Here is a 21,497-nt window from a genome sequence, read left to right on the forward strand (position 1 = left end):
TGGATTATACCGAATCAGGCCACGTATCGCGGTGTCAAAACCTGATGAGGGCGGTTGCGCCAGAGATCAAAACCATCCAGTAGCCAGTTCAGTTCCTGCACGGTCAGAACAATCGCCTCGTCAGTGGCATCGGGCGATGTTTTGAAGCGCTCGGATTCGAGGCGCTTGAGCCAGAGGCAGAAGCCGTTGCGTTGGTAAGTAGGCCGTAGGAGTTTCACCTTCAGCCTCTCGCAGAACCGTACGTGAGCCTCTCAACTCATACGGCTCCCGTTGCCCGGTCGAACCTCATTTCCATAGACATGCCAGTGCACGAACAACGATGGACAGGCCTTCTTCATCCGGTTGAGCCAGTCAGCACTGCGGCGCCTGTGCCCCGCGAGTGGTTTGTACTTCTGACGGGCCCAGCGCTGTAACTTCAAGTCAAAGTGATTGAAGACCCTGCGCATCACCGTTTTGTAGAAAGTTCCATAGTAGTTCCACCACCCACGAAGCGTGGAGTTGTACTGCTTTGACAACTCCAGAAGGCTGGCCGGTGTTTGCCGCTGGATATTCCAGCTGCGAGTTTGTTGACGCATCCGTTTCAAAGCCTCGTTACTCGCACCGGGCAGGAAGCTGGTAAAACGGCGCCCATGATTGCCCCATGCCACCCGTGGCCGGAAGGTAAATCCCAGAAACGTGAACTGCGTGCTTGGGTAAGCAGCTTTACGGTTACTGTCCTTGCAATAAACAATCTTCGACTTATCCGGGTGCAGGGTCAGCAGGCACGCCTCCAAGCGCACCTTGATTGCCGCCATGACCTCGCATGCCTGCTTTTCACTGCGGCAATGAACCACCGCATCGTCGGCATAGCGTGCAAATGGACAGCCCGGAAACGTCCGTTGTATCCAGGCATCGAATGCATAGTGCATGAACAGATTCATCAACAAAGGACTGATCACCCCACCTTGGGGTGTACCGCTGTCACGCGGTACCTGAATACCATCAGCCATTTCAAACGGCGCTTTAAGCCACCGCTCGATATACAGCACAATCCAGTCATCCTTCACATGATGCCTAACCGCCTTGAGCAGCAGTTCATGATCGATGTGATCAAAAGCCCCTTTGATATCAAACTCCACCACCCAATTCATATTCCAGCAGCGCCTGCGAGTGATCTCCACCGCTTGTTTGGCTGACTTTCCAGGCCGGTATCCATAGGAGTCCGGATGAAACAGCCTGTCCAGACCAGGTTCTACAAGAAGCTTGACCACTGTCTGAGCCACCCTGTCAGCGACTGTTGGAATACCCAGCTTGCGTTTGCCTCCTGATTGCTTCGCAATTTCCACCTGCCGTACCGCGGGCGGAAAATAGGAGCCCGATGACATCCGGTTCCAAACCCTGTACAGGTTGCGTTGCAGCTTCTGCTCGAACTGGGCAATAGACTGTTCATCTATCCCAGCGGCTCCTCGATTGGCTTTCACTCGCTGGAAGGCCTCCCAAACTGTCAGTTTGGAAATGCTGTACGACTTTGCTGCACTCATGCCGCTCCTCCCCGCCGAAGCCGGTTGACGACACAAGCGAGCTGGGCAACGCCATCCCTTCGCTCCATTCTCATTACAAGAACTTCATCACTACTACGAATGGCTCCGCCCCTCGACCTTTGCATCGGTATTCTTCCTTGCGGTGGTAGCCGCTTGTCATTTCCCTTGGCATCAAAGGCGAGGTTCTCACGTTCCCTATCAAAGCCTGTATTGAGCTCATGCTGCCTATACACCGGCTGCCATCTGGACAGTAGACAGGTATCCTCCAGACTGGTCCTGAGGCTACTGGGCGACCTCAGTTTTGACAGCACTTGAATATTTAACGATGCGTCTTCGGACGGTTTGCTTTCGCTCATCTTCTCAATACGTACCTGACGCCGTTATCGGCGCCTTTTCCAACGGTCGCTCACCACCACGCCTTTTGAACGCAGCAGCACCGGGCGGTTTGAAGCCAGCTCCTGCAAGCAGACTCCGGGAGGCCTACTCCCATCTTTGATAGAGCATCGCTGGCTTACGCCAGCGTTCGTGACACACCCCAATACAAAATCTTCACGCGGTTGCGTGGTTTGTTGAGGAAGACGAAAAGCACAGGGTCGAATACCGCGACTTTGATATCCAGCTCGACCAGTGCGGCCAGGCCATCAATGGATTTTCGAAAGTCGACGGGCTTGGGGTAGAGATAGACTTTTTCGACTTTAGCATCGGGTCGCATCATAGCGGGCTGGCTCCTGAGGGAATCGGGAGCACAGCATCCGGGATCAGCTAAGCGCTTTGAATGTGGGGTTCATGGAGCGTTTACAAAACGCTCGCGATCAGCGGGCGTCATTCGAATCCTGATAATCAGATTGGCATCAATTACAAACCGACAGACTTCAACCCCTGTCGCATGCCTTCATCCGCCTGCTGGCACCACTCTTTGAGACCCAGGGAAGAGGTTTCCAGGCTCTTGTATTCACCGTTTTCCAAAATTTCGCCCTTACGGCCACGGGCTTCGTTTTTGTCTCCGTCACTCTTGTCCATTCCCCCAGGAATACCGGCAACGAACGCCACCATCTTCTTGGCGTTTTCAGTGCTGTCAGCTTTCAGGAAGCCTTTGTCGACGCAGTGATTGATCAGACCGGACATGTTACGACCGGTATCGTACATCCCTTTCAGAGCGGCTGGGTCTGGCCCTTCTGCGTGGGCGAGATTGAAGGTGCCGAAGGCGGCTGTCATTGCGAGGATCAAAGCAGTGTTTTTCATATTTATTCCTTTAAAAATGGGAGGTTGACCAGACGTGACTGACTGCATACAAAAACCACTTGCTCAATGGGTCAAATATGGTATGGAGGCCAATGACAAACACTCACTTAGACGAGTTGGAGCAATATTAGAGTGCTGCAGACAGGCATCCTCATAGGCAATGTTTTCCCCGTCTGCAATAGACGATAGATAGCCATCAATTGCTAAAAAATCACAACCTTCAGGAATGTCCACTGCAAACAGTGACAATTCCTGGCTGGATGAACAGAAGGCACCGAACTGCTGGAGCTTAGCGATAAGCTTAGATTTTTCCTCAATGTCGCTTGCAAAGACCCTGATTGTCGAGTGCCCACCTTGCTTCACAACCCGGATGGCAATCCTTTCATTGCCATCCGACTGTACTTGCACACGATCACCTTTACTAACGCCATAAACGTAATACGGCGTGTTATCTATTTCGTAAGTATCGTTCCCCTGATAGATACCCCAAATTGACTCCGCAGAGACCGGGGGGTAGTCCTCTTCATCAGGCGTCAGCTCAAAAACAATCTTATGAAAAATATCGGTCATATTGGATACGCTCGAGGCTTGGAGCTGCCTAGACGGTTCAGGATTTTGTAGATGCAGCCCAGACTGTCGTAGTAGTGCCAGGTCTCATTTCCGTGGGCATCGGTCACATAGGTCAGACGAATGTTTTCGTCCCACTCCAGACGCGTGTCAAAGCAGCCATCGTCCGCCCACTCACGCACCGCTTGTTCAACTGACAACCGCCCCTTTGGGGCCACTGGCAATCAGTGCGGCGCCACAGGCGGTTTTCATGCCGTCCAGAGCGATGGGCGTGCCATCGACGGTGTAGGTGCTACTGCCCTCGGCAATCGGGAAAACACCTTTGCACAAAGGGCAACTGACCTTGTGACCGACCCCGGCGATTGGCTTGCCGTTGAGGTCGGTTCGGGAGAATGCTTCGAGCACCTTGCCGCCGTGGGTGGTGGGGTCGCCCAAGCGAATTGCGTCTTTCATGTTGTCACTCCTTCGACCAAGTTATTCAGCCATCCAGACGTCTTCGTACCCTTGGGGGTCGATGATGAATTTTGCGCCCGTAGGCAAACACAGATACTTTATAACCAGCGGTAGCATTTCGGGTAAATGTTCAATACAAACCGGCTGGTAAAAATCTATCGCCGCCGAATGCGTGCCGCAGTGAATGAACCAGCTGACATCCCCCCCATCCGGCAATCGAATGCGTGTGCCGTAAATGGGTGTATTTCCTAGCGACCCGATGGCGATAGCGACCATTTCCTCTGGTGGTAGCACTAACATCCCGTATTTTTCGCATATCGCGCTCTGGACAGCGCTGGGATATCTCTGCTCTTGTTCGCTCACAGCCACTCCTTGCTTATCGATCCGATATCATTCGATGGTGACTCGGGATCGTCAGTTTTCGAGCCACCAGTTCAACAACGTTTCGTCATCATCGTCATCGAGATTTTTGTAGATATTCGCGTAGTACCATTGAGTCCCTGTTCTATCGCGAAACCGGTCAAAAATATCATTGATCTTGTCCATTCCGTTGCTCGCAGGAATGGCCAACGAAAGATTGCCCTCAAACACTCCGTCCAGCGTTCCACCCAGCTCACGCCCGACATCACTTTCAAGCTCGACGACATCCGCAGGAGGAATATGGTCGGCGTAGATGTGAATGCAGAAGTTGCCACCTCGTTCAAGCACCACCGCATGAGTGTTTTTGTTCTCGATGGAGATGACGTCTCCTCGGGCCATATTCAGTGCCAGACCCGGGGAAGACAGCAGTTCATAGACGGCTACCCCTACTTGCCGAACCGACACATCCTCGAACACAGGGCCTTCGTCGTTGACGCCTGCAAATACCCGGATGTGAGCAGAGCAGAACTTTTCGCAGAGCTTGGCATCCGGGTCTGTATCTTTCATATTTGTCTAATTCCAGACGCCCTTGAAACCACTTGCAAATTCCTTATGTGACTGCGATAAAAAATCTGTCGTTGTCAGTAACGAGACCTATGTGCTCGTATCATTGTCAATTGATCGCAGCCTAAACGCAGCCTCTTACTCCAATATTCAATAGATCATCAATGCCTACTGGCGAAGCAGCCCATATTCGTAATCTAACAATTCTTTGTCCTCTCCCTCATTCAGGTATTCGATCACTTCATCAAGAGAAACGCTTACGGGAATATTTACAGAAAAGAATTTTTCACTCATCCCTTCCCAAGTGCATCCCATGTTGACCAGTTTCTCCAAGACAATCGAAATATGAGGTATCCCCGCATCAAAAAAGATAATCCGAATAGTGCTGTTACCACTGCTTGTGATCACCTTCTCAAGGTAACGCTCACCGTCGGCACCAGCTTTAATCAGAATCTCGTCATCGAGACAAGCATCCTTGGAGTAGAACGGTATGTTCTTCACAATGAATGATCCGGAAGCCGATGACTCTGCCCAAACGCTCTCGCTTGAAACGGGAGGGTAATCATCCGTGACGATTAATTTAAAAAAAATCTTTTCCATTTCAGATCCTCAAGGCGTGTAAGAGTCGCTCTTATCGAGGTTGCATATGCGGCATAGTACCTGACCATTTTCTGGTGTACCCGATCCGTTTTTCGATTTAGGAATGATATGGTCGATGTGCGCCTCATTATCTGGAGGCCCTACCCCACGCTGATGCCTTACAGCATTGATCACATCCGTCTCGCATAGCTCACACGTCATCGCCCCGTGACGTGATACGTTTTCCTCTTTTACTGCCTTTTTGCCTGCTGTCGTAAAATCTTTGCCTTTGCGACTGCCGGGCGGGCTCATGGGCATCAGCCCAAAGGGATCAATCCACTCAACTGGGTTCAGCGTGTATTGGTAAAGATTCAAACCACCGTCATAGCTGATGGGGTCTTTGCTAATAAAACGCCCAACACCTGGATCGTAGTATCGATAGCGATTGTAATGCAGCCCCGTCTCATGATCGTGATACTGCCCCTGAAACCGTATCGGATTAGCCACGCCCTCCTGAGCAGCCAAAGCCGAGCGCTGCTCGCGCACCACGACGGTTGCGCTGTATCGGTGCGTTTCGGGAACGGAAAGCCTAAGCGGTTTTCTGCTGGCGAGCCGAGCGACAACGACAGCACCTACATCTTCATCTGGGGCTATAACAGCTTTGTCAGCGAGCTGCGTAAGGTCGACAAGGTCTACACCAGGAAGGCGCTCAGACGATGGAGTTTGCGGTAGATGGCTTGGACTGGAAGTAAGTTTAAGAGCTGTAGGCGCTTACGCTTTTCAATGACTTGCGACAGCTTGGATTACTACGAGAATTACAGGTCACCCGAGGGTAAGGGGCCGGGGAACACACCTTCCTCGCTCGGCCGATAAGGGCGATTGTGTCCGCGTATTTTTAAGCGGACGCCATCGCCCTTAACGTCAGGATTTCCATGCGCCAACGAAGCTCTTACCCGAAACCCTTCAAGGCCCAGATTGTTCAGGAATGCCTGCAACCGGGCGCAACCCTATCCAGCGTTGCCATCAGCCACGGCATCAACGCCAACGTGATCCGCAAGTGGCTACCACTTTACCGAGACCAGCCGCCAGCGGCGTTGCCGGCTTTCGTTCCGTTGAGAGCTACGCCCAAACGGCAGGCGGAAGCGTTGGCGATTATTGAGCTGCCGTTTGGCGAGCAATCGATCACAGTGAAATGGCCAACTTCCGATCCTGAAGGCTGCGCCCGCTTTGTCCGTGGACTCACTCAATGATTCGCATCGACGCCATCTGGCTCGCCACCGAGCCCATGGACATGCGTGCCGGCACTGAAACTGCGCTGGCCAGGGTGATCGCGGTATTCGGTGCGGCGAAGCCGCACTGCGCTTATCTGTTCGCCAACCGCCGCGCCACTCGTATGAAAGTGCTGGTGCATGACGGGATTGGCGTCTGGCTGGCTGCTCGCAGGTTGAATCAAGGCAAGTTTCACTGGCCCGGCATTCGGCGTGGCTCCGAGATGGAGTTGGATATTGAGCAACTTCAAGCGTTGGTGCTCGGCCTACCTTGGCAACGCGTTGGGGCTGGCGGTGCAATCACACTGCTCTAACGCCCGCCATTAGCCCATTGGTCTATCTCCGCAAACGGCTTGCTCTGGCAAAATTCGCGGCATGACTTCATCGCCCAATCTCGACCAAATGTCCTCCGACCAACTGCGTGCCCTCGCAGCGCAGTTGCTGTCCCAGGTTGATTCTCTCGGGCAGCAAGTCGACAGGATGGGCAAGAAAAACGACCGTGACCAAACCATCATCGAGCAACTCACCCACGAAATCGCCTGGTTCAAACGTAACAAGTTTGCCAAGCGCAGTGAGCAATTGAGCCCTGCTCAAGGCAGTCTGCTCGACGACCTGCTCGACACTGACATCGCGGCCATTGAAGCCGAACTGAAGGCGTTGAATCCGCCGGTTGCGCCGGCCGAGCCACGCAAGCAGCCCAAGCGTGTTCCTTTGCCTGCGCAGTTTCCGCGCACCGTGATTTATCACGAACCAGATAACACCCAATGCGCCTGCGGCTGCCAGCTCCAGCGGATCGGCGAGGACGTCAGCGAGAAGCTGGATTACACGCCGGGCGTGTTCACCGTGGAGCAGCATGTGCGCGGGAAATGGGTCTGCCGCGAGTGTGAAACGCTGACTCAGGCATCGGTTCCGGCGCAGGTAATCGACAAGGGCATCCCGACCGCAGGGCTGCTGGCTCACGTGATGGTGGCCAAATTCGCCGACCATTTGCCACTGTATCGCCAAGAGAAAATCTTTGGCCGCGCCGGCCTGGCTATCGCCCGCTCGACACTGGCGCAATGGGTCGGCCAAACCGGTGTGCAACTCCAGCCCTTGGTCGATGCACTGCGCGAAACAGTGCTTGCTCAAGGCGTGATCCACGCTGACGAAACGCCGGTGCAGATGCTCGCACCGGGCGAGAAGAAAACCCACCGTGCTTACGTCTGGGCCTACTGCACCACGCCTTTTTCGGCACTCAAAGCAGTGGTTTACGACTTCAGCCCAAGCCGTGCGGGAGAGCATGCACGCAACTTCCTTGGCCCGTGGAATGGCAAGCTGGTTTGCGATGATTTCGCCGGTTACAAAGCAAGCTTCCAGCAAGGCATCACTGAAATCGGCTGCATGGCCCACGCCCGCCGCAAGTTTTTCGATTTGCACGCGACGAATAAAAGCCAACTGGCCGAGCAGGCGCTGCACTCAATTGGCGGGTTGTACGAAATTGAACGGCAAGCGCGGGAGATGACCGATGAAGATCGCTGGCGAATACGTCAGGAAAAAGCGGCGCCGATTATCGACGCACTGCATACCTGGATGATGGCCCAGCGCGACCTTGTGCCCGAAGGGTCGGCTATCGCCAAAGCTCTGGATTACAGCCTCAAGCGCTGGACGGCACTGACTCGATATCTCGAGGATGGTGCTGTGCCCATAGATAATAATGCGGTCGAAAATCAGATAAGGCCGTGGGCACTTGGACGCTCGAACTGGTTGTTCGCCGGGTCACTACGCAGCGGTAAGCGGGCAGCTGCGATCATGAGCTTGATCCAGTCGGCACGCATGAATGGGCATGATCCGTATGCCTATCTTAAAGATGTGCTGACGCGGCTGCCGACGCAGCGTGCGAGTGAGGCTGCTGAGTTACTGCCCCAAAGATGGAACCCCCTATAGTCGAGGAGTGTACTTTTTGAGAAATTTTACTTTGATTCCGAATCCGTCGAACTAACGTACCACCACCGTGGCTTTCTGTCCTCGTACGAGTGATACAACGGTAAGAGAGCTTCTAGATCATTGTCGTCAAAACCACCGACTAGCAATGCGATAGTTGGTTCGTCATCTATTGCACCGATGGAGCTTCCGCACTTTGGACAAAAAGCTCTACTGGAGTAATCCGAGGATCTAAACGCTGAGGGAGCACCACCGGCACCTATCCACTTAACTCTGTCTCGCGCAAACTCGACCCACACGGCAGTAAGAGAGCCAGTATGCTGCTGGCAAGTTTTGCATGAGCACGTATGTGGTTTCTCTGCTGGGCCTAGCGCTTCATATCGAACCCATCCGCAGACGCATCCGCCACTATAGGTTGTTTTTTCCATGTACTACTCCGTTGACCTGCGGTCATAGGGTCAAGCTTAGCGGTAGGCAATCGAACCTGTCTCGACGAGCAATCAATAGATACATATTTTCTAAACCTCTAAATTTTTCTGCCCTAATTCTCAGGGTTACGATATGTGCCGGACGCACAGCATAAAAATCGTGATCCACAAGGTGTATTGAGCGGACGCCTACACCCGAGGGATGAGTTGGAACACTTTAAATCTGGCAGCTACGGCGCTGATCCGGGCTCTTGGTGGGTGGGAATACGAGCGACCGAAGCCAAGATTACTCCCTCGTTTACAGGTATGGTGACGCTTTCACTCAAGGATGAACCATGGCTACGCATACCACCAATAACGCTCAGAAGCGCCTCGCAGTGTTGATCGACGCCGACAATGCCCCAGCAGCAATCGTCGAAGGCCTGTTTGAAGAAATTGCTAAGTACGGTGTCGCCAGCGTCAAGCGCATATACGGCGACTGGACTGGCCCCCATCTCGGCGGCTGGAAGAAAGTCCTGCTCGATCACTCGATTCAGCCCATCCAGCAATTCGCCTACACCAAAGGCAAAAATGCCACTGACAGTTCGCTTATCATCGATGCCATGGACTTGCTATACACCCGCCGCTTTGACGGATTTTGCCTGGTATCGAGCGACAGCGATTTCACTCGATTAGCTTCTCGATTACGTGAAGAGGGGTTGACCGTTTACGGGTTCGGCGAAGAGAAAACACCCAAGCCGTTCGTGGCCGCATGCGACAAATTCATTTACATCGAGTTACTCCGTGAGGATGTCGTTGCACCTACCAATGGTGAGCCTAGTACGGCTTCTGTTGCGCCCCCTGATGTGGCCAAACCAGCAGTTGCTGAGCCTTCTAAAAAGCCTAAAGCACCGGTGGGCTTTATCGCCAAGATCATGGACGACATTGCTGACGAGGATGGCTGGGCACATTTAGGCGCGCTGGGCGCGAACATTACGAAACTACGTCCGGATTTTGACCCACGCACTCATGGCTACAAAAAACTGAGCGACCTCATCAAAGGCTACCCGCAGTCGTTTGAGCTGCAGGCCAGAGGCGCATCAGGCGGCACAGCGGTGATGTACGCTCGTCACAAGCAGCCAAGTAAATGACATGTGAAGCCATGGATGGGATAGACGTGCGCTGATTTAAGAATTGTTGGAAGACGTTAGCGGTCGGGGAAAAGTTAGGCACGACGCGCTGTCATAAATTGTATCAGCTCAGTTATGCATAATTGGTAGGCGTTCCGGCAATACATCTTGCGGCCCATCACCAAGTGTGACGGTGTGCGTAGCCTGATACACAGAGCCTCGGCCAATTTTTCATCAATAAAATCGACCCATAGCAGACACTTAACGTCTCATTTAAGACGTGCGGGAATGTCGTATGGTGCCCGTGCCTACGGCAAGTCATGCGCACTCCCGCACTTTCGGGCTCTGCTAGAAGCTCCACTCCTCAGCCCGAACTAGCTGGCAGAACGGCCCGTCAAGAGTTGCGTTGTGATGAGCGACGATCTCCTCAGCTTTCATCACTGGCGTGTCTGAACAGGTATGGCCTTCGGCGATGAGTGCCACATCGAAACCAATATCACGAGCAGCACGGCAGGTGCTGTCGACGCAGTATTGAGTTTTCATCCCAGTGACTACCACACCGGTAGCGCCGCAAGAGCGCAAATTGTCAGCTAGGTCGGTCATTTCAAAGGCATTGGGCCGCCGTTTTTCAAACACCACTTCTCCACCCAGCAGCTTCAGTTCCTGTGCAACCATCGTAAGCGGGCTGCCTGGTTCGATTGGAGATCCAGCGGGCCCGATGTGGCGCGAGAGAAAAATTGGAGCACCAGCGCTGCGTGCCTTGTCCATCAGCGTATTCACTGTTTCCAACAACTCTTCGCAGCGCCATAGTTTTTCCGGGCCGTGAACAAGCCCAACTTGGATATCGAGTATCAACAGGGCGTACATGGGTGCATCTCCTTGCGTTTGAGCCAGCGACACAAGGGCATAAAAAAGGCCCTGTCCATCGCTGGCGGGCCTTTGAAGTTCGTCTGCTATTGGCTCACGAAACCTCGCACGCTCCGCTTTCAGCGGTCGTGGTGGTGGTAGTCGAGGTGAGGCAATAGGTAGTCATGGATCGACACTAGCAATATTGCAACGAGCTGACAAGCCAGGATCCTAGAGTGAGTGCTTTTGGCAGATGGGGTAGGGCAAGTTTACGGAAATCAGGTCTTGTGTCACTCATGCGAAATTGCACCTCACTTGACCACCCGTTTGCATCGCATTTGACCAGCCAATTGCAACGGAGTGACCAGCACGGGTCGTGGTCATTACCGGCCACGAACTGCCATCAGCCCTCGATTACAACCGCATTGCAGATGGCCGCTATTGGACGTATACCGACGACTCGCGTTGCTGGGAATTATCCAGATCGCTCAATTTCTCAGCCGTGACATCCGCGCCGGCCGACAGCAGAAAGTGTAGTATCAGCGGCCGATCAATCCGCTGATTTCTGATACCCAATATGCATGCAGTCAACAGAACATCGAACCGCTATGACGGTAAACACATTGTAATTGTGCATGGTTATACTGCCTCGCCCAATGTGAACTGGTTTCCTTGGTTGGCGGAGGTGCTACGGGCGCAAGGCGCGCGAGTTAGCATTCCAGCTATGCCTGATTCGTTCAATCCCGATCCAATAAAGTGGGCATTGGCGTTGCAGCAATCACTGCCAGCAGCCGACACAAACACAATCCTCATAGGGCATAGTCTTGGATGCATCACTGCTCTACGGCATTTGTTGTCCTTACCCGCACACACCCTAGCTGGCGGAGTCTTGCTGGTCTCCGGCTTCGATAGAACGGTGTCTACGTTGCCAGAACTACACGCCTTCACAGATGCACCGCTAGACCACGCGGAGGTTTGCCGTCGTACACAGAAAATCATCTCGCTGTTTTCCGACAACGATTCAATTGTTGAGCCGACAGCATCGATCGAACTTTCCCGCAATCTCAACGCCGAGCAACAAGTCGTTAGTGGCGGCGGACATTTTCTCGATCGCGAGGGATTTGTACAGTTTCCAGAAGTACATACGGCTATTGCGAGGCTTCTTGAGCACGAGACACAGGTTTAGCCGCTGGGGTATCCCAGTCAGTGTTTGCGTTCGCCGAAGACATTCGACAGCTGCCTTGGAATGAGAAACGGAGATTCGCATGGGAGTTCTGTGAACCTGCTCAGGGTCGTTATCTGCCGGCCGTCACTACGGCGTCTGCTGGTCAAGTCGAATGCAAGCGGTTGGTCAGCACGAGTGCAATTGACTGGTCAGTGGCGATGCAATTGGGTGGTCAAGTCCATGCAGTTACGTAACTCAGGCAGGCTGCCATTTATGCGGCAGCAACTGGTCTATTTCACTCGCCCGCTGCGTCGGCAGACACGTGAGAACATCCTTCAGGTAAATATACGGATCATGCCCGTTGAGACGCGCCGATTGGATCAAACTCATGATCGCTGCCGCCCGTTTGCCGCTACGCAACGACCCTGCGAAGAGCCAGTTCTTGCGTCCAAGTGCCCACGGCCGGATCTGGTTGTCGGGTAGTCAGACGCGGTTGCCCGCGTCCAACCCCCTAAGAACCGTGCATGCGAGTTTCCCAGCACACGGCTCAAGCCTCTACTAAGGCGCTATTGGGCACCCGGTTGTACATCGTCGACGTTGGCAAATTGCACATCCCTTGGGCACCGCAGGTGGTAGATCTCAAGATTGGCGGCCGCATCCGTCCCTCCGTGACTCAGCTTCACAACATGGCGGCTATGCCATGGTGTGTCTTTGGTGACCGGTTTAAGGCATGCGCAGCAGCGGCCACCTTGCTGTAGCCACACCCGATACAGCTTGGCTCGACCCTTTGGGGAGATAAGCATTCTTTTGCCCCATCGGGATTCGAAGTACTCATCCCATTCAGGGTCGTGAGGGTTGGCAGCAGCCTTGATCTTGATATGTCGCACAATTGGCGTGTCCGAGGCGTCCAATAACGTGTACTGACGCTTCCGACCATCGGCGGATTTTTCAGCACATGAGAATACCCATCGACGCGCCCCTTGTACTTTGAAATACCGATCCTTCACCCATCGGCGTGTCTTGCGAGGGTGGCGACGTACCGCCCATCGCCAGAGCATTTCCCACACTGCGCTGTCCACCTGGTTGAAGACCTTCTTGGCGACGACATGACTGTGATAGTTCGCCCAACCCCGTAGAACCGGGTTGAGCAAACCTATCAAGTTAGCCTGCCGTATCGTTTTGTTGGTCTTGATCAACTCTCGCAGCTTGGCAAGTAGAGCCCCGATGTTCGCCTTGGACGGCTTGATCAGGAGCTTGCCGTTGTACTTGCGCAGGTTCCATCCGAGGAAGTCGAACCCGTCCCCTATGTGCGTTATTTTGGTTTTTTCCGGAGAGAGGACAAGTCCACGCTCTGCCAAGAAATCAACCACAGCGGGCCTGACTTCATTCTCCAGCCACTCTTTCGAACAGCCTGTGATGATGAAGTCATCTGCATAGCGCACCACGCGCATTTTTCGGGCTGTCCACTTTGCACTGGGAAACCTCTTCGCCAGCATCGCCTCCAACCCGTCCAGCGTCATGTTGGCCAACACCGGGGATATGATGCCTCCCTGCGGGGTTCCGGCGTGGCTGGGGAACAGTTGATTCTGGTGGACATAACCGGCCTGGAGCCATTTCTGCAAAATCGCCTTATCCATGGGAATGTTGTCGATCAACCAGTCATGGCTGATATTGTCGAAACAGCCTTGAATGTCGCCCTCTAACACCCACTCCGCGTTTGCTTTTCGTGACAGCACACCAAAGCACTGCGCGGCGGCATCCGCAGTTGAGCGTTCCGGCCTGAATCCATAAGAGTTCGGGTCGGCGGTGGTCTCCGCTATCGGTTCCAGAGCCAGCAAATGAAGCGCCTGCATGGCCCGGCATTTCATCGCGGGAATTCCGAGAGGTCTAGTCTTACCGTTTTTCTTCGGAATGAGGACTCTCCGAAGCGGAAGCGGCGAGTAGCCTCGCCGCTTCAACGACTCTATCGCACCGATCTTGGCCATAGGCGTATTCCAAGTGACCTTGTCCACACCGGAGGTATTTTTGCCTTTGTTTTCAGACACACGTTTCACAGCTAAAGCTTTGCCGATGAACGAGTGAGTCAGCAGCCATTGCAAGGCTCTCGCCTTGTTATGCCTGCCGTCTTGTACAGCCTTCACAATACGCGCTTGCAGCCCTTTGACACGACGTTGTACGGCGATCCAATCGATGCCGTCCCACGACGTGCCGGAAGGTGCACACGCCAATGTTGCTGCGTTCATTTGCTCTCCTTCCGTTGAAAGGGTTCTACCTACTCTCGTGTGAAGAGAGACCATGAGGACGTCTGCCCGCTTTCGCGTGAAGTGATGTTTCAACCTCTATCCAACCCATTACAGGATGGCGTTCGCTTTTTCCTCGTTCCTTCGCCCGCACCGCCATGGGCAGTTTTTACAAACGGCTTTCCCTGACGGGAGCGATACGGGATTTCCACGTTCCGCCTACTGAAGTACGTCGGGTTAGGTGCCTGCTATCGACCGGGAGGCATGTGGGTCACGAACGCGTAGTCGAAAGACGCTATTCCCACCTCCATTACCGTTTTGGTTCGAGCGTGTAAGCCATTTCCGCTCGTTCAACTTAACGACCGTTGCGCAGATTCACATGCGTTCACCATACCGACTATCTAGTCCTTGTCCGGCTATGGCTGCCAGAAGAGTACGCCTCTCACGATTGATACCCCGCACCTTGCAGTGCCTCGTCCCATTGTCGAAGGCGCTCTTGATTCAGCCTTCTAGATTCACCCGGTGACACGGGTGGTTCCCGCAGGGGGGGAACAACTTCATTAAGCGACTTCGTGTCGCACCTCGCACCAATTATTGTCAATGGGGACGGCCCCGTCATCGAGATAACGCGACAGCGCCGTCCAGCGTTTAAGGCTGTAATCCAGGGCTTTGGCTGTTGCCGATCCGTTGGGCACCAGATCACGTCAGCTGGTTGAGATAGTCCAAGGAATACCCGGGCACGCGACTCCATAGGATGTGATGATGTGCTCTCTCAACGACAGACAGCGTGTCGATTTGCACATAACCTAAATGCTCTATCGCGCGGAGCGTGCCCTCAAGACCATGACCAAATGCCTTGCTCGAACCTAGTCCTTGATGATCCAGAGCCAGTCGCCGCCAATAAGTTGGATTAGATTGAGTTGCCACGTTCAAGCCTTGGTCGAGTGCGCGTACCGTCTTATTGGTGTGGATGTTCCGGAAACTGCTTGGCGCTGTCGCAGATGTCGTACCAGCTTGGCTTTTCCTTGACGAACTCATGGAAGAGATTGGTGATGGTCAATGCCTCATCGATGCAGTTCGCAGCCACGGGAAACGACTCGGCGGTTGACGTCACCTCGCCCAATGCTGTTCCGCAGTGCGAACAGAAGCAACGGTTGTACTTATAAGGTGCTTCAGGCTTGAAGGTGGTGATGGAATCCGAGCCGGAAATCAGCTCGAACGATGAGCGCTTTACGAAGACGAAGGTACTTGCTCCGACCTTTCTGCAACGAGAGCAATGACATGTTCCCATCATTGTTGGAGGACTCGACACCAAGAACTTCACTGCTCCGCAGCAGCAACTACCTTTAAGCATGGCTTTCTCTCAAAATGAAATAGATACTGTACATAAATACAGTATTCATTGAAAGAATGACGAAAGGCAGCTATGGGGCCAGAGTGTGTAAAAACGCTAGATCCCGTTTCGATCTTCAAGGCTGAGTGGCTGTCCGGCTTCGTAGCCTGATCAAGGCACGATGTCCCTTCCTGATGAGCTAAACCACCCCAGCAACGCGCCAGATCATCGGGACACGTAAAAACAGGCCGGTTTTTAGGCCGTTAGCGCCTTCATCAAGTGATGCGTACCGATGATTTTCATGACCCGTTTCAGGTTGTAGGCGAGCACATTCAAGCTCATCTCCGCACTCACCCCAGCCAGCTTCCGCGTCAGGAAGTGCGTCGCACCCATCCATTGTTTGAGCGTCCCGAAGGGATGCTCAACCGTCCGTTTTCGGACTCGCATCATCTCTGGTGCTTTGCTCAGCCGAAGCTGCATCTCCTCCAATACGTCTTCATGCTCCCAGCGTCGAACTCGTCGTTCCGTGCTCGGTGTGCACTGCAATTTCAACGCGCAGCCCTGGCATTTCGAACTCCAGTAACGATGCAACTTCAGGCCTTTTTCAACGTAGGAGTAGTGCCAGATCAGTGCCTCTCCAGCCGGGCAAATGTATTCGTTTTTGGCCGCGTCATAGACGAAGGCATCGTTATTGAAACGCCCGTCAGCCTTGGCTCCAGAGGTCATCAGTTTGGGCACATAGGCGGTGATGCCTGCATCGTGACAAGCCAGGATTTGTTCGCTTTGAAATAACCTCGGTCCGCCACCACCGACAACGTTTCTGACGCTATCGCCTCGCGGGCCTGCTTGGCCATTGAACTGAGTTGATCGCGGTCAGAACCGACGTTGGTCGCCTCATGTGCAACGATCAAATGGTGCTGAGTATCGACCGCTGTCTGCACGTTGTAGCCGACGATTCCTGTGCCGCGCGTCATCATGGAACGGGCGTCTGGATCGGTCAGTGAGACCTGTTTATCCGGCGATTCATGAAATCCTCAGAAACCATAGCAAGTGTTTGCGAAGGCGTTTTTACACACTCTGGGCCGATTGTTGCCTGTCGCCACGGTCAGCTTTGGGTCGTCCTCTGCCGGTGCTGTTTACTGAGCGTTGAAGTCCGATGCAACCGCTGGGTTAGTTAAATGCGAACGGGTGGTCAAGTGCAATTGATCATTAAGCGACGGCCTCAAGAAGGCATGTTGCCGGACACCTACAATATTCATGACTGCCTAACGTTTAGGTTAAGGAACCGCGGTACGCGGCCCCAGAGAGCGAAGCGAACGGCTTGAACCGCTTATTATACGTTAACCCTGTAACTCAAGGTTGCCTCATCGCCTGTGATCCCTCGGAATCCCCAGCAATGACTTGGCTGCTCAAATATTGTGATTTCAACGTCAACCGGATTTATAGCCAAGTTTCGCTCAAAGGCTGTAAATATTTGCTTTATGAGCTTCTTTTTTGTTTCTTCCGTTCGCCCAGAAATCATGCTTATTTCGATTACTGTGTATTTTTCAGATCTACCGCCGGGGTAATAAAAATTAGTTTTATCTAGCGGGACGAAACGGTGAGCACGCTTGTCTTCGGGCAACCCAAGAACAGTAGTCATGCAATTATGTAGCACATCGGACATCTGTTCTTTTTTGGCATTTAAATTGTAGTCAATTCCATAGATGGTGATCATTGCGATTCCTTGCAAGTGTATAACTACTATTAGGTGACATGCCATGTCACGATTCTTGTCGCGATGGTGTGTCGTATAACGTTCCTTGTCGTCCTGTAAGTCCTTCTCTAGCTTAGAGGTGGTCGCGGTAAATGCGACATTGCTCAGGGAGAAACGCGACATGGATGACGGTAAGCCCTGCTGCCCTCTAGAGTCGAAAGCAGCATCCGTGACACTACTCATTTGCCATCGCCGTGTCCACCGTCCACTTTTGGCCGATTGCTGTCCGTCACGACAGGCAGCAATCGTCAAGTGAGGGGCTGTTTACTCACTTTTAAGATAGGTGCTTAGCTTATTCTGAACAACTTTCATCTGGGCAATCAAAGTATCGAAGTTGTCGGCGATCTGGAGTAACTGCTTCTTTTCAGAGTCTGATTTGGGCGGCTCTGCTTGAGATAGTGTCCCATATAAACCTGCCCGAGCATTCACCATAAAAGTGAGCTGCTTGTAAGTGTCAATATCCTTATATATCAAGTCTCCGTCGAAGCTTCGCAAGACTTCAACTAGCTCTGACACGACGGGAGCATTCGTTGAAATTACAGTTTTCACCTGATTCCAATCACTCGGATCATTGTTATCTACGTAAGTTCTAAGCAACCACGGCAGCGGCGCCTGCGATTGCTCTATTTTAACCAAATCGGCAATGACTCTCTTTAGAGCCTGCTTTTCAACTCTTCGTTCCAGAGACTCTCTCGTTGTCGAGCTGTCCAGCATTGACGAAAGCTTCTTTACTGCCTCCACTGCTGCACCCGAAGAGTTCACAACGATGCTCAGGGCCGTGCCTCCGTCTGCGGGCTTTGGTGATGGTACCGGCAGCCAGATGAGCAGAAGAGTGAACAAGCTGATTCCGAGTACGATGGCCGTCAGTACGGACTTGTGTATTAGGGGTAGTGATCCCATCCAAGGTGCGATCTTCTGAAGGCTCTCAATCCAGTCCATAGAGTTCTCCTGAGTTTATGCAGAGACGAATGAAGTGCTCATGACGTCTAACGCTGACGTTCAGCTGCTCCCGGAGGCAGCCCTCTGCAACGAAGGGAGCCCTCATTTGTAGCAGTTACGGTGTTTGATTCTTGGCTACGAAGCGAACCAATACTAAGCGTACTCTAAGATAGAAAATGTGCACCCGTCGCCCGCAGAAGCAAAGCGCAGTTATGGGTTAAAAGCAACAATGGGGAGCGTCCGCTTCTGGCCGCTCTCTGCCGGTCACGACAGGCAGGAGTCGACCAGAAGCGGTCAAGGCGGATGAAATTACCTTGTACCAACCTACGATGTTGTATGTAATTCCAAGCCCATTCAGTGCATAAAGTGGTTCACAGGTATGGACACCAGTACCCTCACACTCCAAGAGTTGTATCGTCCGGGTAGCTCCTCAAATGGCTGCACCGTGGTCGACAGCGGCCTCATCTGAATCGTGGCTTTCGAGCCAACCCCGATCAGTCGCGACAGGCTGAAAACGTCCAGGTATTACCTGCAAAAAACTCCTAGCGTCCGACAAAAAAATCCTAACCGTTCTGTTTCATGCGGACTAAGGTTCCCACAGGTAGTGCATCAAGCACTGATCTAGGAACTCTACGAAACTGAAAGCGTGCCACTGGTGCCTTGCTCCACGCGACCTCTTTGGGCATGGCCCCGACCGCTAGCGATACCGTCTCCGAGCCGCAGTCGCCGCAGGAGTTGGAGTGGACCTGGGGGCTAAACGGATGGCCAACATCTGGCTAAAAGCAGGCTCAATGCCAGCCCAGCGGCAAGGCTCATTGCTACCATCGTGCTTCTTGTATCTGAAAAGGATTCCCTCTATGCGTAAGTTACTTTTTCTAGTCATGCTGGCAGTTGTTGCAACGGGCTGCTCCAGCCGTAAAGACTTCTACGCAACCGGCGGGAGCAGAGCGGACGGCTCGATCGACATGGCTTACGACTTCAAGCCCTTTGAGACACCGGTCGTTGACTATAAGCAAGCTGAGTCAATTGCAAACAGCAAATGTGCGGTTTGGGGTTACAACCGCGCCGAACCCTTCGGTGGGAAAACTCAGAACTGCCAGGCCCGAGACGGCTGGGGTAATTGCACTGCAGGCCAGATGATCGTCAAATATCAATGCATCGGTAACATCACACCAGCTAACCAGGCCTCAGCTCCAACGCTCACGTCGGTTCCGGTTGGTATGATGACTCCCGCTCAGTACAAGGAAGCGCGTGTGAAAGCATTGATGGATCAACACCTACCCTATGCCGAGTACCAGAAGCAGTATCAGGCGATCATGGCTGAGTAATTCCGTCGATACTGGTTCACGGTGCGGCTCAATATCTCCGAAACTCCCTGAGAGACGGCGTGAAACTGAGCCAGGTTTTCACTCGAAAAACTGCACTGTCGCTTTACTGCCATTGTTTGGCCAAACTTCAGCGATCACAAAATGTGAGGCGCATATCCGCAATGACCACTTCTGGCCGATTGCCGCGAAGGGCCGCAATCGACCGAGGCTGTGTAAAAACGTTTTCGAGCAGCTTTGGTGGCCTAATTGGGAGCTAAAATCACGCGCCTATGCAAATCTCAGCTCTGCTGATTAGCCAAACGCTGGCAGATTTCGTGTAGCAGCGCAGACTACAAAACGGTGCCTGCGTTTTTACACACTCTGGACCCATAGCTGCCAGTGGCGACAGGCAGAAATCGGCCGATTCTGTTGAAAAAGTAGCTCCCCTATCTGGCCTCCGGCAAAATCTCTACATTGGCCAGCAGGGAAGCACGCAGCATGATGGGACAGTTATCGAGTGGGCAGGAACGGCTGTTTTACTCGTTCAACCTTGAAGATCACATCCCAGCCAATCACCTTCTGCGCAGCATTGATCAGTGTCTTGATCTGAGCGACCTGCGCCATTACCTCGCCGATTTTTATAGCCCGATCGGGCGTCCGTCGATTGACCCTGAACTGATGATCCGCATGCTGATCGTCGGCTATTGCTACGGCATTCGCTCAGAGCGGCGGTTGTGCGAAGAGGCCCATCTGAACCTGGCGTATCGCTGGTTCTGCCGGTTAAGCCTTGAAGATGAAGTCCCCAATCACTCGACCTTTTCCAAAAATAGACACGGCCGTTTTCGGGACAGCGATCTCTTTCGCTGGCTGTTCAATGAAGTGCTACGTCGTTGCATGGATGCAGGCTTGGTCAAAGGTGAAGGCTTTGCCGTGGACGCCAGCATCATCAAAGCGGATGCCTGCCGGCAGCGCGGTGTACCGGGTGATGAACAGGTCAACTGGAGCGATCCGGCCCTGAGCACCCGCGCCGTGCGTGAGTATCTTGAGGCGCTTGATGAAGAGGCTCTGGCCGAAACGCTACCGAAGCGCCTGTCGCTGACTGATCCTCAAGCCCGCTGGACCGCTGCTCCAGGTGGCCCAGCGTTCTACGCTTACTCCACGAATTATCTGATCGATACCGAGCACGGTGTCATCGTGGATGTGGAACCCACACCGGCTCATCGCACGGCCGAGGTCGAGAGCACCAAGATCATGATCGACCGGGTCGAGGCGCAGTTCGACATCAAACCGGAACGCCTCATTGGCGACACCGCTTACGGTACCGCGCCGATGCTGGCCTGGATGGTGGAGGAAAAAGACATCGAGCCGCATGTGCCGGTGTGGGACAAAACCGAGCGCAAGAACGACAGCTTTTCGAGTAACGATTTCCACTGGAATGAAGAGGCCGAGGAATACCGCTGCCCGGCCGGCAACCCACTGCGCAGCGAATGGCGAGCCTTCAAGAACGAGCGTTCACACGTCACCAAAGCCAACACCATCATCTTCCGATCCCGGCAGACCGACTGCGCTACGTGTCCGATGAAAGCCAAGTGCTGCCCGAACACTGCATTCCGAAAGATCGCTCGTAGCGTCCATGAAGCCGCTCGCGATGTGGCTCGGCGCATTGCAGCAACGCCGGCGTATCAGCGCTCTCGCCACGAACGTAAAAAGGTCGAAATGTTGTTTGCCCACCTCAAGCGCATCCTGAAATTGGATCGCCTGCGGCTACGTGGCATGAGTGGCGCATCTGATGAGTTCACGCTGGCGGCCGCGGTACAGAACCTGCGACGTCTGGCCAAACTTGCATCTCAAGGGCCACCTTCTACGGGATAGGTGCGTCTGCACGCAGCAAAAAACCTCAA

The 21,497-nt window shown here is 53.4% G+C and carries 25 protein-coding genes and 3 pseudogenes; 7 read left to right on the forward strand and 21 right to left on the reverse strand.

Annotated elements, in window-relative coordinates; translation table 11 throughout:
• Window positions 1-14: 14 nt before the first annotated feature.
• From tnpB (LOY38_RS17325) to LOY38_RS17375, 11 genes are all read right to left on the reverse strand, one after another.
• Window positions 15-218 (reverse strand): transposase, encoded by a 204-nt coding sequence (gene tnpB / locus LOY38_RS17325; protein ID WP_258696219.1) that lies wholly within the window; start codon window positions 216-218, stop codon window positions 15-17.
• Window positions 219-251: 33 nt separating this feature from the next.
• Window positions 252-1,520 (reverse strand): group II intron reverse transcriptase/maturase, encoded by a 1,269-nt coding sequence (gene ltrA, locus LOY38_RS17330; protein ID WP_258696218.1) that lies wholly within the window; start codon window positions 1,518-1,520, stop codon window positions 252-254.
• 511 nt (window positions 1,521-2,031) lie between these two features.
• On the reverse strand, window positions 2,032-2,235 hold the full coding sequence (gene tnpB / locus LOY38_RS17335; RefSeq protein WP_233081557.1) for an IS66 family insertion sequence element accessory protein TnpB: 204 nt from the start codon (window positions 2,233-2,235) through the stop codon (window positions 2,032-2,034).
• A 140-nt stretch (window positions 2,236-2,375) separates the two neighbouring features.
• Entirely contained in the window at window positions 2,376-2,762 is a 387-nt protein-coding gene (locus LOY38_RS17340; protein WP_258696286.1) for a hypothetical protein, read from the reverse strand.
• Window positions 2,763-2,825: 63 nt separating this feature from the next.
• Entirely contained in the window at window positions 2,826-3,332 is a 507-nt protein-coding gene (locus LOY38_RS17345) for a DUF4265 domain-containing protein (protein WP_258696287.1), read from the reverse strand.
• A complete protein-coding gene (locus LOY38_RS17350; protein WP_258696288.1) occupies window positions 3,329-3,529 on the reverse strand; it encodes a hypothetical protein in 201 nt (66 codons plus the stop codon). The genes LOY38_RS17345 and LOY38_RS17350 overlap by 4 nt, the downstream gene beginning before the upstream one ends.
• A complete protein-coding gene (locus LOY38_RS17355) occupies window positions 3,519-3,782 on the reverse strand; it encodes a PAAR domain-containing protein (RefSeq protein WP_258696289.1) in 264 nt (87 codons plus the stop codon). Before LOY38_RS17355 ends, LOY38_RS17350 begins: the two co-directional genes overlap by 11 nt.
• 21 nt (window positions 3,783-3,803) lie before the next feature.
• On the reverse strand, window positions 3,804-4,145 hold the full coding sequence (locus LOY38_RS17360) for a hypothetical protein (protein WP_408980527.1): 342 nt from the start codon (window positions 4,143-4,145) through the stop codon (window positions 3,804-3,806).
• 51 nt (window positions 4,146-4,196) lie between these two features.
• The gene (locus tag LOY38_RS17365; RefSeq protein ID WP_258696290.1) at window positions 4,197-4,709 is read right to left on the reverse strand and encodes a DUF4265 domain-containing protein; all 513 of its coding nucleotides are present in this window, start codon (window positions 4,707-4,709) and stop codon (window positions 4,197-4,199) included.
• A 165-nt stretch (window positions 4,710-4,874) separates the two neighbouring features.
• Window positions 4,875-5,306, reverse strand: a complete 432-nt coding sequence (locus tag LOY38_RS17370; RefSeq protein WP_258696291.1) for a DUF4265 domain-containing protein — start codon at window positions 5,304-5,306, stop codon at window positions 4,875-4,877.
• A gap of 9 nt (window positions 5,307-5,315) precedes the next feature.
• Window positions 5,316-5,834 (reverse strand): RHS repeat-associated core domain-containing protein, encoded by a 519-nt coding sequence (locus tag LOY38_RS17375; protein WP_258696292.1) that lies wholly within the window; start codon window positions 5,832-5,834, stop codon window positions 5,316-5,318.
• Window positions 5,835-6,217: 383 nt separating this feature from the next.
• Between LOY38_RS17375 and tnpA the strand changes: the two genes are divergently transcribed.
• The 3 genes from tnpA to tnpC all read left to right on the forward strand — a co-directional run bounded on the left by tnpA (window position 6,218) and on the right by tnpC (window position 8,476).
• Window positions 6,218-6,535 carry an IS66-like element accessory protein TnpA gene (gene tnpA / locus LOY38_RS17380; protein WP_258696293.1) on the forward strand — a complete coding sequence of 106 codons (318 nt, stop codon included), beginning with the start codon at window positions 6,218-6,220 and terminating at the stop codon, window positions 6,533-6,535.
• Complete coding sequence (gene tnpB, locus LOY38_RS17385; RefSeq protein ID WP_258696294.1) at window positions 6,532-6,867, forward strand: IS66 family insertion sequence element accessory protein TnpB; 336 nt, start codon at window positions 6,532-6,534, stop codon at window positions 6,865-6,867. Before tnpA ends, tnpB (LOY38_RS17385) begins: the two co-directional genes overlap by 4 nt.
• A gap of 61 nt (window positions 6,868-6,928) precedes the next feature.
• On the forward strand, window positions 6,929-8,476 hold the full coding sequence (tnpC, locus tag LOY38_RS17390) for an IS66 family transposase (RefSeq protein ID WP_258696295.1): 1,548 nt from the start codon (window positions 6,929-6,931) through the stop codon (window positions 8,474-8,476).
• A gap of 26 nt (window positions 8,477-8,502) precedes the next feature.
• Here tnpC and LOY38_RS17395 read toward each other — a convergent pair whose 3' ends face one another.
• Window positions 8,503-8,901, reverse strand: coding sequence for a GFA family protein (locus tag LOY38_RS17395; protein ID WP_258696296.1), 399 nt, complete (start codon window positions 8,899-8,901; stop codon window positions 8,503-8,505).
• A 335-nt stretch (window positions 8,902-9,236) separates the two neighbouring features.
• On the opposite strand from LOY38_RS17395, the gene LOY38_RS17400 reads away from it, so the two are divergent.
• A complete protein-coding gene (locus LOY38_RS17400) occupies window positions 9,237-10,031 on the forward strand; it encodes an NYN domain-containing protein (RefSeq protein WP_258696297.1) in 795 nt (264 codons plus the stop codon).
• Between the two features lie 327 nt (window positions 10,032-10,358).
• Here the strand turns inward: LOY38_RS17400 and LOY38_RS17405 are convergent, their stop codons facing one another.
• Entirely contained in the window at window positions 10,359-10,877 is a 519-nt protein-coding gene (locus tag LOY38_RS17405; RefSeq protein WP_258696298.1) for a cysteine hydrolase family protein, read from the reverse strand.
• 556 nt (window positions 10,878-11,433) lie between these two features.
• On the opposite strand from LOY38_RS17405, the gene LOY38_RS17410 reads away from it, so the two are divergent.
• Window positions 11,434-12,042, forward strand: a complete 609-nt coding sequence (locus LOY38_RS17410) for an alpha/beta hydrolase (RefSeq protein WP_258696299.1) — start codon at window positions 11,434-11,436, stop codon at window positions 12,040-12,042.
• Window positions 12,043-12,276: 234 nt separating this feature from the next.
• Here the strand turns inward: LOY38_RS17410 and LOY38_RS17415 are convergent.
• The 8 genes and pseudogenes from LOY38_RS17415 to LOY38_RS17450 form a co-directional block, all read right to left on the reverse strand.
• Window positions 12,277-12,498 (reverse strand): annotated as a pseudogene (locus LOY38_RS17415) (transposase domain-containing protein); the annotation flags it as partial.
• Between the two features lie 89 nt (window positions 12,499-12,587).
• Window positions 12,588-14,264, reverse strand: coding sequence for a group II intron reverse transcriptase/maturase (gene ltrA / locus LOY38_RS17420; protein ID WP_258696300.1), 1,677 nt, complete (start codon window positions 14,262-14,264; stop codon window positions 12,588-12,590).
• 578 nt (window positions 14,265-14,842) lie between these two features.
• Window positions 14,843-14,965, reverse strand: a pseudogene (locus LOY38_RS17425) (transposase); the annotation flags it as partial.
• Window positions 14,961-15,299, reverse strand: a complete 339-nt coding sequence (locus LOY38_RS17430) for a DNA glycosylase AlkZ-like family protein (protein ID WP_258696301.1) — start codon at window positions 15,297-15,299, stop codon at window positions 14,961-14,963. The gene LOY38_RS17430 and the pseudogene LOY38_RS17425, both read right to left, overlap by 5 nt.
• Window positions 15,220-15,615 (reverse strand): GFA family protein, encoded by a 396-nt coding sequence (locus LOY38_RS17435; RefSeq protein WP_053180424.1) that lies wholly within the window; start codon window positions 15,613-15,615, stop codon window positions 15,220-15,222. The genes LOY38_RS17430 and LOY38_RS17435 overlap by 80 nt, the downstream gene beginning before the upstream one ends.
• Before the next feature lie 234 nt (window positions 15,616-15,849).
• Window positions 15,850-16,619 (reverse strand): annotated as a pseudogene (locus LOY38_RS17440) (transposase); the annotation flags it as partial.
• A 308-nt stretch (window positions 16,620-16,927) separates the two neighbouring features.
• Window positions 16,928-17,311 (reverse strand): tautomerase family protein, encoded by a 384-nt coding sequence (locus LOY38_RS17445; protein WP_258696302.1) that lies wholly within the window; start codon window positions 17,309-17,311, stop codon window positions 16,928-16,930.
• 303 nt (window positions 17,312-17,614) lie between these two features.
• Entirely contained in the window at window positions 17,615-18,289 is a 675-nt protein-coding gene (locus tag LOY38_RS17450; protein ID WP_258696303.1) for a cell envelope integrity protein TolA, read from the reverse strand.
• Window positions 18,290-19,146: 857 nt separating this feature from the next.
• Here LOY38_RS17450 and LOY38_RS17455 point away from each other — a divergent pair.
• Together LOY38_RS17455 and LOY38_RS17460 are read left to right on the forward strand one after the other, a co-directional pair.
• Window positions 19,147-19,617: a YecR-like lipofamily protein gene (locus LOY38_RS17455; RefSeq protein ID WP_258696304.1), complete on the forward strand. Its 471-nt coding sequence runs from the start codon at window positions 19,147-19,149 to the stop codon at window positions 19,615-19,617.
• Between the two features lie 477 nt (window positions 19,618-20,094).
• Entirely contained in the window at window positions 20,095-21,468 is a 1,374-nt protein-coding gene (locus tag LOY38_RS17460; protein ID WP_258696305.1) for a transposase, read from the forward strand.
• Window positions 21,469-21,497: the final 29 nt, after the last annotated feature.

The sequence above is a fragment of the Pseudomonas sp. B21-015 genome, from assembly GCF_024749285.1.
GTDB lineage: Bacteria > Pseudomonadota > Gammaproteobacteria > Pseudomonadales > Pseudomonadaceae > Aquipseudomonas.